Here is a 13,477-nt window from a genome sequence, read left to right on the forward strand (position 1 = left end):
TAGCACGCCTTTTTACATTCTTGATGGCGTAGCGTATCATTATCTATATGCAAAAAACTCGCTTAATTTTAACCGCACTTCTCCTTCCGTTTACCGCTCAGGCTTCGGAACAATTCGTCTCGCTTACGCTTTGCAGTGACAGACTGCTTATCGAACTGGCTGAGCCTTCTCAAATTGCTGCACAGTCGCCTTATTCAAAAAATCCGTTGATGATGTTGGATAAAATTAATACCGACAAACCTGTACTGGAACCGCAATTAACGGAATTATTGCCCTATTTGGATAAAACGATTCTGATTAACGAAACCTTTTATCCACAATTAGTCCCAGAGCTGAAAAAACTCAATGTGAAGATTATTCCCATTAACGACAGCCCACAAACGCCAGATGAATTATTTACGTTGATTCTAGACTTAGGCAAACAACTGGGTAATGAGCAAAAAGCGGCTGATTTAGTAACAAAACTCAAATCGCAAAACTTTCACTTAAATCGACCGCTTACTGATACACTGATTTTGTCAGAAACTGGTGTGGTAGAAAGTTATTATCCGCAATATCCCGTGCTGTTAAGTTTACTCGGATTAACACCGTTAAAAACACCACTTACCGCACAAAATTTCTCGTTAGAAAAAGTGATTTTAAGCCAACCGAATGTGCTCATTTCACTGACTGACAAACAAGGTTACAATGCACAAGCCGAATTACTGCACCACCCTATGTTGCAAGATTTTTTCAAAAACCAACCGCTTGTCAGCATCCCGATGAAATATACCTATTGTTTCGATCATGGCGTGTGGCAAGGGGCGGAGAAGATTTATCAACAGTTAAAATAATGTAGCTGACAAATCTCCTCTAGCTCCTCTTTGCTAAAGAGGGGAATTTCATTATTAAATTAACCCTAGATGACATATTTATATGTCTTTATGTATAAATGATTAGAAGAAAACATCAGAATTATAAATCCCTACACTCTAATCCCCCTCTTTAGCAAAGAGGGGTTAGGGGAGATTTGACAAAATAAAATTAACAAATGATATTTGGATTACATAGGAAATTGATCATTGACCAAAACACTAAAATTAAATACCGCACTTTTCTTCGCGTTGCTATTGATTAGCGGATTTGCAGTTTATCATCAGCTAGGTAATTTCGCGCATCTCAAAAATGCGGATGGCGTACTCACGGATATGCGTTCAATGGTGCTGTGGGATATTCGTTTTCCACGCATTGGTTTAGCTTTATTGACGGGTGCCAGCCTAGCGATTGCCGGCAATGCGATGCAAGGTATTTTCCAAAATCCATTAGCGAGTCCAGGCTTACTCGGCAGTAGCTCTGGGGCAACAGCCGCTAGTGTATTTATCCTCTATTATTTTGCCGTGCCATTTTCACTGCTCTTAGCCGGAGGAGTAATTGGTGCGCTTTTAAGCTTTTTCATCGTGTATTTAATCGCCAAAAACTACGGCACCACAATGATGATTCTAAGTGGCTTAGCGGTCAATATGTTGCTTGGTTCAGCAATTGCATTACTACTTTCCAACGCGGAAAGCCCATGGGCATTAGCTGAACTTTACCGTTGGCTACAAGGCTCATTGATGTGGGCTAAATTAGATACCCTGCTTATTTCACTCCCGATTGTTCTGGCAGGGGTTTTCTGCTTATACCACACTCGCCGATACTTAGATTTACTCACCTTTGGTGAAGAAACAGCGAGCACAATGGGCGTAGATCCCAAACGTAGCTTTTTCATCAGCACCTTGGGTGTGGCTTTATTAGTCGGTGCGACAATTCCTCAAACAGGGACTATTGGCTTTATCGGCTTAATCGCGCCACACTTCGCCCGCATTTTACTGAAAGCTCGCCCATCACAGCTTTACCTTACTAGCGCGTTAATTGGGGCATTATTGCTGTTACTGGCCGATTTAGCGATTTTATACATCCCGCTGTTCTCACATATTTACATCGGCACGTTAACTGCGCTTATCGGTGCCCCTTGCTTGATTTGGATGTTATTAACGCAACAGAGAAAAATCTATGATTAGAATTGAAAAACTCACCCAATCCTATTGCTTAAATGACATCAACTGCACGCTTCCATCAGGTAAATTGATTGGCATTATGGGCGCCAATGGTGCGGGGAAATCTACCTTATTGAAAACCATTGCTGGTATCTTACCCCTCAAACAAGGGGAGGTTTGGTTCGATAATCACCCATTAAGCAAAATGAATGCGACTGAAAAAAGCCAACACATTGCTTACCTCGCACAAAATACGCAAATTCATTGGGATTTATCCGTTTATGATGTGATTGCGTTAGGTTTGTCAGCTCCGTTACCAAAAGAAAAAGAGCGGTCAAAAATTCAAGCATTTTCAGAAAAATTTGCGGTAACTCATTTACTTGATAAGCCATTTCAACAACTTTCAGGCGGCGAAAAAGCACGTGTACAACTCGCTCGCTGCTGCATTAAGGAATCCCCTGTTTTATTAGCCGATGAGCCGATTGCACCACTCGATCCTTATTATCAAATTGATATGATGGAACAGCTTCAATCACTCACACCACAACATACGTGTGTTGTTGCCATTCATCACCTTTCATTGGCTTATCAATTTTGTGATGAAATTGTTCTATTAGATAAAGGAAAATTGTTAGCTGTAGGTGAAACGCAAGCCGTGTTAAATGCGGAGAATTTGGCAAAAGCCTTTCATATTCGGGCTGAGATTGATCCACTGAAAAAGACTATCTCAAAAATTGAAAAGCAATAAAATAAAAGCACTTAGATATTCACTAAGTGCTTTTTTATAGAAATGAATTATGGTTGGATTTCTGAATCTACGAAGAAATAAGCAATTTCTCGTTTTGCACTTTCAACGCTATCAGAACCATGAACAGAGTTTTCACGCTGACTTAACGCAAAGTCTTTACGGATAGTGCCTTCTGCCGCCTCAGCTGGATTCGTTGCACCAATCAAAGTGCGGTAATCTTTCACGGCATTTTCTTTTTCCAATACAGAAACCACCATCGGTCCAGAGATCATATACTCCACCAACGGCTCAAAAAATGGTTTACCTTGGTGTTCCGCATAGAAACCTTCCGCTTGTTCTTTGGTTAATTGCACCATTTTAAGCGCAACGACACGGAATCCTTGAGATTCAAAACGCCCTAAAATAGCACCAATTAAATTACGCTTTACTGCATCAGGTTTAATAATTGAGAAAGTACGTTCTACCATAAAATCCTACTTAACTTGCTTTCGTTACTAATAAATTTGCTAAAGTTTTCACACCAATTCCGGTTGCGCCAACCGCCCATAAATCACTACCAGATTTACGATAAGTGGCCGAACAATCAATATGTAACCAACGTTGTTGATAGTTTTTCACAAAATACGATAAAAATGCCGTTGCAGTACTTGCGCCCGCGACAACCGGCGCTGTACCTGTATTTGCAATATCCGCAAAAGAAGAAGTGATTTGGCTACGATGGAATTCTTCAAAAGGCAAACGCCAGAACGGTTCATTTTCTTCTTTGGCAGCTTGGAATAAGCTATTTACCAACGCATCATCCATAGAAAGCACACTGTGGTAATCATTACCGACTGCCACTTTCGCTGCACCGGTTAAGGTTGCACAATCGACAATAAATTGTGGATTTTGATTATCGGCTTCAATTAAGCCATCCGCCAATACTAAACGGCCTTCCGCATCAGTATTTAAAATCTCAGCGGTTACACCATTTTTATACGTGATGATATCACCCAATTTAAACGCATTACCGCTCACCAAGTTTTCCGCACAGCATAGATAGAGTTTTACACGTTGATTTAAACCGTGCGCAATGGCAAATCCTAATGCGCCCGTTAATAACGCTGCGCCACCCATATCGGTACGCATAGTACTCATACCATCACTTGGTTTGATGCTGTAACCACCACTATCAAAAGTAATACCTTTACCAACCAAGCACGCTAATACAGGCGCATTTGGATCATTAGTCGGGTTAAAATCTAATTGCAACATAGCGGGCGGATTAATAGAACCACGACCCACAGTAAAGATCCCGTGGTAACCTTGCTCTTTTAAAGCTTCACCAGAAATAATCTGAAAACTGACCGCACTTTTATCGGCATAATTTTCGGCTTGTTTAGAAATAAACTCAGCCGCGCGTTCTGCTAATTTAACTGGCGTGAGTGTTTCGGCTGGTTCATTAATAATTCCACGTACAAAATCACCACATTCAATACGCGCTAATAACTCATCTTGCGGCTCATCATCTAAATGAGGAAATTCAATCGAATAATCTTGCTTCGCCGAGTAAAAACCTTGATAAAATGCCCAGCAATTTTCTAACTCCCATGCATCCCCCACAAGTTCAACATCTTTAATGCCTTGTCCACGTAACTTACGTGCAGCTTTTTGAACTAAAACAAGGTTAGATTTTTCATCATCTTTAAGATGAATAACGGCTTGATCTTGATTAAAACTTAAAATGGCATTTTTGCCCCAACTCTCCGAAGCAGGAGTCGTTGATAGTGTAATTTGCATGTGGTTCTTCTCCTTTATTTATCTATTATTCTCTAGGTACCATTTTACCGTCTGACGAAGTCCTTGTTCAAAGGTTATTTGCGGTTGCCAACCTAATTCTGCATGAATTTTAGAATAATCCAATGAATATCGCACATCGTGACCAGGTCGGTCTTTTACAAAAGTCATTAAATCTTCGTAATACTTTATGTGATTAGGCTTATTTGGCGCAAGTTCTTCGAGTAATTGGCAAATTGTTTTAACCACTTCAAGGTTTGTTTTTTCACAATTTCCACCGATATTATAGTTTTCCCCGACCCGACCTTTTGTCAAAACTAAATATAAAGCTTGAACATGATCTTCCACAAATAACCAATCACGAATTTGCTGCCCATCGCCATAAATTGGCAAAGGCTTCCCCATCAGCGCATTTAAAATCATTAAAGGGATAAGCTTTTCAGCATGCTGATAAGCCCCATAGTTATTGGAACTGTTTGTGATAATCACCGGCAGACCATAAGTACGATGCCAAGCATGCACCAAATGGTCACTCGCCGCTTTTGAGGCTGAATAAGGGCTACTCGGATGATAAGGAGACTGTTCGGTAAAGGCCGGTTCAGAAAGGGATAAATCCCCATATACTTCATCTGTAGAAATATGGTGGAATCGAAAGGTCGTTTTTTTAGCTTCGTCTAAGGTATGCCAATAATTCTTAGCAACCTCTAACAACGTATAAGTACCAACAATATTGGTTTGAATAAAATCAGCCGCTCCCGAAATAGAACGATCGACATGACTTTCTGCCGCCAAATGCATCACTGCATCAGGCTGATATTTCTCGAAAACGCTTTCTATCGCCTTAAGATCACAAATATCAATTTGCTCAAAAGCATAGCGAGGATTATTTTCTACCTCTTTCAACGCTAATTGATTTGCCGCATAGGTCAGTTTATCAATATTGATAACAGAATCTTGAGTGTGATTAATGATATACCGAATAAGGGCAGAACCGATGAAGCCGGAACCGCCAGTGATGAGAATTCTATTACTCATAAAATGAAGTACAATTTATTCTGATGTAGTCACACTTTCGTTAACCATGAAAGCATAAAATAAAAATAGAACAAAGAAGTAAAAAATATTTCCTGAATTATGGGAAATAAAAGCTTGTGTTATACAATAACTCATCGTAGATAATATATGAACAATCCCCAAAGTTGTAATAAATTTTATTCGTTTATTATTTTTCTTATTTTTTTGCTTGGTATAAAAAATATATAAAGGTAGAAAAAATACCCCTAAAATAGCTACTCCACCAACAATACCTTTTTTAACTAACTCATCTATAAATTGATTATGTAAATGAGAAAAAGAGATTGAGGCCTTAGTCACAATATTTTTATCAGACAGATCTTTTTTATAAGAATCTAATTCTTTTAAACTCCACCCAGAAATCGGGTGTTCTAAAAAAGCTTTTGAACCAATCTTCCACATATCTAGGCGCTCTCCAATAGAACTGACCTTATGATCTCCAGATAAATATAATTTTAATTCATATTGTGCTTCAGATAGTCGATTAACAAATTTATTATTTACTATTAATACTACGGAGATAATACATAAAAAAGTGATTCCACCTAATAGAAGTTTCTTAGATAATAAATGTCTATATAAGAAAATAAGAATTAGTAATAAAATTGGAACTCCAACCCATCCTCCTCTAGCAAAAGAAAGTAGGCTTGCTAAAACCCCGAATATTCCAAAGAGGATTACCAACGCAACCAGTTTCTGCTTATGTTTATTTACATCCAATAAATGAAATGCAATAACAAAACTAAATAAGCCTAATGACATCGACATATCTCCAGACTGGATCTTCATTTGGTTATAAAAAGCACTTTCTAAGTTTAAAATATAATACTGATAGAGCGCTACAACACCTGAAATAAAGGAACCTAAAGGAATACTATAGAGCAATATATCAAATTTAGCTGAACTATAAACTATAAAAATAATTACAGAAAGAAATAAAAATGCTCTTAATGGATTATCCATTAGATTAATTTTCTCCCCATGAAAGAAAATAAAGAAAAGTGAAACTAAAAAATAAAAAGTGGTCACCGCAAAAATAGCTTTATTCTGCTTCACTATTGCTAAAAAACTTACTCTCTTATAGAGTAAATAACACAAAAATAATACACTTAAAACTAATAAGGCCGTCGAACCGTAGTTATATCCTTTAGGGAACATCAAAAGTAAAGTAAAAAATAAAAATATAGATGCATTAATAAATACCTTAGGGAAAACTCCTATATTATGCATAAATCTCAATCCTTATATAATACATCTACAATTTCTGTAGTCGGGTTAAAACCTATAGGAGCATTTAGCAATGTTTGACGAATAGCCATATAATTGGCATCTCTGCAAGAATTCTCTAATTCAGACAACACTTCAGATAATTGTTCAAATGGTAAATAAACCTCTTCAGCTGTCATAATACGGGGATGGGTTGTTTTACGAACGTTATCTCCGCCAATTAACAACTCTTCATACAACTTCTCTCCTGGTCGCAACCCAGTATAAGTAATTTCAATATCACCTTTCGGGTTGTTTTCATCCTTAACTGAGAGTCCTGATAATTGAATTAAGTTTTTAGCTAAATCTACTATTTTAACTGGCTCTCCCATATCTAAAATGAAAACATCACCACCCTTTGCCATTGCTCCAGCCTGAATAACAAGCTGAGCTGCTTCAGGAATAGTCATAAAATAGCGAATAATATCAGGATGTGTAATAGTAATAGGACCACCTTTTAGAATTTGCTTTCTAAACAATGGAATAACTGACCCTGATGACCCCAATACGTTACCAAAACGAACCATGCTGAAACAAGTTTGGTAGTCTTTTAATTGCTCTGATAATGCCTGCAAGCAGAGTTCAGCCATACGCTTGCTCGCCCCCATTACATTTGTTGGGCGAACAGCCTTATCTGTTGAAATGAGAACAAAAGACTTAACTCCATGTTCTGCTGCACATCTTGCAACATTATATGTACCAAACACATTATTTTGCACACCTTCAATCATATTATACTCAACCAAAGGAACATGCTTATATGCTGCAGCATGATAAATAGTATCAATACTAAAATGAGATAAAACACGATCTAATCGTTCAATATCCTGTACATTTCCTAAAACAGGATAAATCTTAGTATTTACAACATTATTTTTCTTAGCAATCTCTAATAACTCTTGATGAATGGAATAAAGAGAAAACTCTGAAACTTCAAATAAAATTAAAATATTTGGCTCATTTAAAATTATTTGACGACATAATTCAGAGCCAATTGAACCACCAGCTCCTGTTACCATTACTACTTTATGAAGAATATTCTTTTGCAACAAATCTTTATTTGGTAATACTGGTTCACGTCCTAATAAATCTTCAATATTAACCTCTCGCAATTCATCAATTTTTGCATTTCCTTGCAAAATTTCTTCCATATCCGGAATGGTCTGAACCTTAATTTTTAGAGGAATTAAACTATCAATTATTGTCTTACGCTCGCTACGTGATGCACTAGGAATCGCTAACAAAATAACTTTAATATTATATTTTTGAACAAGTTTTGGAATATCATTTGGCGAAAATATTTTATTCCCTAAAAGATAACTTCCATGTAGTTTAGCATTATCATCAATAAATCCGCGAATGCGATAGCGATAAGCATGTTTAAGTAATACTGCTAGTTGACGCCCTGTTGTACCAGCACCGTAAATCAAGACAGATTCATTATCTTTATCTAAAATTAAACTAACATAATAGCGAACCAACATCCTTGCACTACCACATAGCAAGAACACATAGGAAAAATAAATAATAGGTACAGTTCTAGGTATATCCGAACCGATAAAGAAAGAAAAGAAAATAAGGCTAACAGCTGAAACGAAAGCTCCTCCAGCTACCATTGCTAAAGCCTTAAAAGAAATGTAACGCAAGACTGCACGATAAAGCCCTAATTTAATAAACGTAAAAAGAGTTATCACAATTGTGCACAATAGAGTTGTCCAAATTTCTGTATCATCAAATGCAACTATTCCACCTAATCGAGTCCAATAAGCTAGAAAAAATGCAGATATTAATAAGACAACATCAATAAAAAGACTAATTACTCTCTTTTTAGTTCTCGACATTCCAAATACTAGAGAATAAATCATACAAATATCCTTAAGTTAGTAAAATTGGTTAAACAATCTACCTAACAATCTTCAACAATGTTAGAAAGATTATTTTAAAGTATTCTGATACATTTTTATTCTGAATGTACTTCATATTATATTTAATCTTCTCAGGCATGATCTCTTCAATATAAGTCTTTTCAGGATCATTAGACTTCCCTAAAATTTCATTTTCATCCATATACTCAATAGAAGCATAATCAGTAATCCCCGGCTTTACAGAAAGTACTTTTTGTTGTTCATCAGTATAAAGTTCAACATATTTTCTTACTTCTGGACGAGGACCAACCAAGCTCATATCGCCAACTAGTACATTAATCAGCTGTGGTAACTCGTCAAGTTTATACTTACGAATAAAATAACCTGAACGGGTAATTCTAGGATCTCGACCTCCTACAGTGATTAACCCTTTTTTATCAGCATCAACTACCATCGAGCGAAACTTAAACAGACCAAAATCGATACCATTCTGTCCAACTCGAACTTGCTTATAAAAGACAGGACCTTTTGAATCAATCTTAATCCAAATGGCTAATACAATGAAAATGGGGGCTAGAACAACTAGCCCAACTAAACTTAGAATAAAATCAAAAAAACGAATCACTTTTACTTAACCTTATTATAGGCATTAACAACAGTATCAATTACAAATTTCACCTGCTCATCTGTTAATTGAGGATAGATAGGAAGAGAAATCTCACACTTATAGTTATTATATGCTTGCGGGTAATCTTCAATTTTATACCCTAAGTTCTTAAATAAAGTAAGCATTGGCATTGGGATAAAGTGAACATTTACAGCCACTTCACTCTTAGCAATTTCATCAATCATTGCATCTCGCTGTGCTTCAGTAAAATCTTTAATACGTAGCGCATATAAGTGATATGAAGTTTCTTTTTCGCCTTGTTTCGATGGCGGTAAAATTGCCCAATCATATTGTTTAAATGCTTCACCATAGGTATCAAAGACACGTTTACGTTCTTTCAGCAAATCTTCATAAATACGAATTTGTGCTAAACCTATTGCAGCATTCACATCTGCCATATTAATTTTCATACCTAGGCCAGTAATATCGTATCGCCAACCACCGGCTTTACTCTTAGAGAAAGCATCTTTAGTTTGACAGTTTAATGCCATTTGGCGAAGCTCTCCATAGAGTTTAGTATTATCAAAAGGTGCTGGTAAGTTAATACAAATTGCACCACCTTCAGCTGTTGTAACATTTTTTACGGCATGCAATGAGAAAATAGCAATGTCCGTTTCACTTCCTGTTCTCATGCCCTTTTTGTACCAAGCACCTAAAGAGTGTGCTGCATCATTCAATACTAAAATACGGCCAAGTTTTTCTTGATTCTCGCTTTCAGCCTTAAAGAGCGGTCGAATTTCTGAAGATTTTACCAAATCCATAATTTCGTCATAATCGCAAGGGAACCCAGCAATATCAACAGGCATAATAGCTTTCGTTCTCGGTGTAATTGCTTTTTTAATCGCATCCAAAGAAATATTAAAATCTTCTGAAGTATCTACCATTACTGGTTTGGCTCCCGCATGTAACACCGCTAAAGCTGTTGCACTATAAGTGTAAGCAGGTACAATCACCTCATCACCTTCTTTTACTCCAAACCAACGAAGCATCATAATCGCTGCAGAAGTCCAAGAGTTTACACAAAGCACTTCTTTGGCTCCTGAGAATTGTTTAATTTCTTCTTCTAAAGCTTTAACTTTAGGTCCTGTGGTAATCCAGCCTGAACGTAAAGAATCTATAACTTCATTGATTACATCTTCATTAACATATGGAGGAGAAAATGGAATTTTCATGTTTTTATCCTTTCTATCTAAATAATTTATATAATAATTTTTTCACAAAACTTGGAGAAATAGACATCAAAAAATAAGCAATTGCATAGATATCGGCTTTAATACCATAATTTAAATCTCTATTTATATGAAATAGGCGGAATTTTAATAAATCAATAGATTTCTTATAATCGGCTCGTCTTGCAAAAAAATCTTTACTCGTTCTAACCTGAACACCTATATACTCAATATTGGCAAAAATACGATTATTTAACAATCCCTGATACCATAGTAGAGTATCTTCTGCCATTCTCAATTTTCCACTATAACACACACTATCAGAGAAAAATTCTCTTCTAAACATAACAGTAACATGCGGCATTGGATCTCGCTTTTCAAAAAATGGAACCATCTCGTTATGAAATAGTGGATACTTAACTACATTTCTCGTAAGAAGTCCATTTTCATCAATTTCAGAAATCCAAGTTCCAACTACATCAACATTGTGATGTTGTTTTAAGAAAGATATTTGCTTTTCAAAGCGCTCTGGCATTGCTATATCATCTGTGTCCATTCGTGCAATAAAATCCCCACTACACTTTTTAAACCCAATACTTAGCGCATTACCTAGACCAACATTCTGCTCCAAAGGAACTGTTTTCAATTTGTCGCCTAATACTAACACCCATTTGGCAATAATTTCTTCTAGTTCTATTGTTAAAGGTCCATCTTGAACCAAAATAATTTCATCTGGTTTTAATGTTTGATTGGTCCAAATACTTTCCATTGTTTGATGAAAATATTCAGGCTTTTCCTTATAATAAATAGACATTAATACTGAAAGATTCATATTGCACCTTATATCAACTTATACAACTTAACTAAAATACTTAATAAAAGACTAGATAATCTAAAGCCCATATATGTTAAACAAAAATAAATAACCCTTTTTTTGCTATTTCTCGTATTCTTTGAATACTTAGAAAGCCATTTATATTTACTTAACATACGTTTAACATCAGGGTTTTTTAAAAATGGCATCACATAAGGTATAACTTCCAAATAATAATGCGATAAATACAAATAATCAGCATCCCTGTTCTTCTTTGAACCTGAAAGTACATTTTCTATATTTAAAAATAGATCTTCTAGATTTTTCATTTTAAGCTTATAACTAATACTTCCTTCCCTATTTTGTCTATACATATAAACTCCTTTATTATAAATATAATAAGAGGCTATATGCTGTGAAAGCTCAAAACACCACTTCACATCTTCTGATGTCATATTTAAGGGAAATGAAATATTATTAATAGCTACAATATCCCTTCTTATACATTTATTACATGCAGATGGATACCATATACCATTATCAATCAACGAATATAAGTTATCAGAAAAGTTATTTGAACTGGAAGATATTTCAGATAAATTAAACTGATACTCCTTAATTCTATCCTTGGCGTAATAATAAGAGTAAGGGAAAATTATTGTATCTGGTGAATTAGTTTCAATTATACAATTAAGATTTTCCAAGAAATCATCATCTCTCCAAAAATCATCACCATCTAAAAATAATAAGTAATCACCTTCTGCTTGATTTATCCCGACATTCCTTGCACTAGAGAGACCACCATTTTCCTTATTAACTAATTTTATACATGTATTTTTTTTGCACAATTCTTGACAATGCTCAAATGTAGCATCGGTAGAACCATCATTCACCAAGATAATTTCATAATCCCTAAAAGATTGCTTTAAAATACTATCTATACAACTAACGATATAATCCTGCACATTATAAGCAGGGACAATTACAGAAAATCTCATAAGTTATACTCAATTTAAAATACTAATATATGGTGAAATTCTTTTATTAGCATGATTTCCAAAACTATCATAAATATCTTTTGAAAATAAAATAAAAGAAAATAAAAAATAAACCAAAACAATTAACTTCCTAACTTTAATCTTAGAAAAGTATATAAGCTCAACAGATAATAAAAGAGAAATACTAAGAGCTGACAACACTCTATTAAAGATATAAAACTTCATGGAGACAGCGAATGCAATACAAACAAGAGCATTAGAAAACAATACGAAATTATATTTATCACTCTCAAAAAGCTTATTTCTAAAGAACAATATAGGAAATATTATAAAATATTGGAATATAACCCCTATTCCACTACCGAAATCTGCCTCTTTAGCATACTCATCTATAAAAAAATATGCTTCATACTTTGTACCAGAAAAATAATCAGGACTAATCAATAAACCAAGCAAATCAAACTTTAACACAATAAGAAATGTTAGGATAACTAACAACATAAAAGTCTTATTTAAATGAAAATTTCGTATAAAAAATAATGGAGCAAAAATTAATGAAACATTATGAAAAAAAGAGGCTAGGCCGATTAAAAAAAAGAATTTAATAGTTAATTTATCATATAGGAGCAGTATACAAGAATATAAAACTATAGACATAGCGACACTCTGCCTAACTATATTTAAACTATCTAAATAGAAAATAAGAATATAAAAAGTCAAAAATAAAGAAGGTTTCCTTACCTTTATAAGGGAAAGATATAAAAATAAACACTGAATAAATGCCATAGTCAAAAAAATAAACTGCACATGCAGACCTAAATAACTATATAACTTATTCAAATAGTAAAAACCGAGCTCCAAAGGCCACTGTGAATGGTAATAATCTAGGTTTTTATATATATATACATAATTCTCATAGTCTGCACCTGTATTTTCTCTTAATCCAGAAATTAAAAATAAAGGAATAAGAGAAAATAATACCAATATGTGTTTAGCAATTCTATTGCTGCAATTCTCAGAGGCGAAAATGAATATAACACTACTGCCAAACATTAAATAGTATATAAAAAATGTTTCTAACATAG

At 34.9% G+C, this 13,477-nt stretch carries 13 protein-coding genes; 3 read left to right on the forward strand and 10 right to left on the reverse strand.

The genetic code is table 11. From position 1 onward, the window contains the following. Positions 1-47: 47 nt before the first annotated feature. From QP437_RS01385 to QP437_RS01395, 3 genes are all read left to right on the forward strand, one after another. On the forward strand, positions 48-833 hold the full coding sequence (locus tag QP437_RS01385; protein WP_285266681.1) for a helical backbone metal receptor: 786 nt from the start codon (positions 48-50) through the stop codon (positions 831-833). A 228-nt stretch (positions 834-1,061) separates the two neighbouring features. Continuing rightward, positions 1,062-2,039: an iron ABC transporter permease gene (locus tag QP437_RS01390; protein WP_285266682.1), complete on the forward strand. Its 978-nt coding sequence runs from the start codon at positions 1,062-1,064 to the stop codon at positions 2,037-2,039. Next, entirely contained in the window at positions 2,032-2,763 is a 732-nt protein-coding gene (locus tag QP437_RS01395; RefSeq protein WP_285266683.1) for an ABC transporter ATP-binding protein, read from the forward strand. Before QP437_RS01390 ends, QP437_RS01395 begins: the two co-directional genes overlap by 8 nt. Positions 2,764-2,810: 47 nt before the next feature. Here QP437_RS01395 and ndk read toward each other — a convergent pair whose 3' ends face one another. Genes ndk through QP437_RS01445 form a run of 10 tightly spaced genes read right to left on the reverse strand, consistent with a single transcriptional unit; the run spans position 2,811 to position 13,475 of the window. Further along, a complete protein-coding gene (gene ndk, locus QP437_RS01400; RefSeq protein WP_285266684.1) occupies positions 2,811-3,230 on the reverse strand; it encodes a nucleoside-diphosphate kinase in 420 nt (139 codons plus the stop codon). A 10-nt stretch (positions 3,231-3,240) separates the two neighbouring features. Then, positions 3,241-4,542: an aminopeptidase PepB gene (pepB, locus tag QP437_RS01405; protein WP_285266685.1), complete on the reverse strand. Its 1,302-nt coding sequence runs from the start codon at positions 4,540-4,542 to the stop codon at positions 3,241-3,243. An 18-nt stretch (positions 4,543-4,560) separates the two neighbouring features. Next, complete coding sequence (gene rfbB, locus QP437_RS01410) at positions 4,561-5,574, reverse strand: dTDP-glucose 4,6-dehydratase (RefSeq protein WP_285266686.1); 1,014 nt, start codon at positions 5,572-5,574, stop codon at positions 4,561-4,563. Positions 5,575-5,589: 15 nt separating this feature from the next. Beyond that, the gene (locus QP437_RS01415; RefSeq protein WP_285266687.1) at positions 5,590-6,843 is read right to left on the reverse strand and encodes an O-antigen ligase; all 1,254 of its coding nucleotides are present in this window, start codon (positions 6,841-6,843) and stop codon (positions 5,590-5,592) included. 5 nt (positions 6,844-6,848) lie between these two features. Beyond that, complete coding sequence (locus QP437_RS01420; RefSeq protein WP_285266688.1) at positions 6,849-8,744, reverse strand: nucleoside-diphosphate sugar epimerase/dehydratase; 1,896 nt, start codon at positions 8,742-8,744, stop codon at positions 6,849-6,851. Between the two features lie 37 nt (positions 8,745-8,781). Next, positions 8,782-9,369, reverse strand: coding sequence for a sugar transferase (locus QP437_RS01425; RefSeq protein ID WP_285266689.1), 588 nt, complete (start codon positions 9,367-9,369; stop codon positions 8,782-8,784). A 2-nt stretch (positions 9,370-9,371) separates the two neighbouring features. Then, complete coding sequence (locus QP437_RS01430) at positions 9,372-10,583, reverse strand: DegT/DnrJ/EryC1/StrS aminotransferase family protein (protein ID WP_285266690.1); 1,212 nt, start codon at positions 10,581-10,583, stop codon at positions 9,372-9,374. Between the two features lie 13 nt (positions 10,584-10,596). Then, a complete protein-coding gene (locus QP437_RS01435; protein WP_285266691.1) occupies positions 10,597-11,412 on the reverse strand; it encodes a glycosyltransferase in 816 nt (271 codons plus the stop codon). Positions 11,413-11,420: 8 nt separating this feature from the next. Continuing rightward, positions 11,421-12,392 (reverse strand): glycosyltransferase family 2 protein, encoded by a 972-nt coding sequence (locus tag QP437_RS01440; RefSeq protein ID WP_285266692.1) that lies wholly within the window; start codon positions 12,390-12,392, stop codon positions 11,421-11,423. A gap of 9 nt (positions 12,393-12,401) precedes the next feature. Continuing rightward, entirely contained in the window at positions 12,402-13,475 is a 1,074-nt protein-coding gene (locus tag QP437_RS01445; RefSeq protein ID WP_285266693.1) for an EpsG family protein, read from the reverse strand. Positions 13,476-13,477 lie beyond the last annotated feature (2 nt).

It is taken from the genome of Haemophilus sp. UMB1048, from assembly GCF_030218125.1.
Taxonomy (GTDB): domain Bacteria; phylum Pseudomonadota; class Gammaproteobacteria; order Enterobacterales; family Pasteurellaceae; genus Haemophilus_D.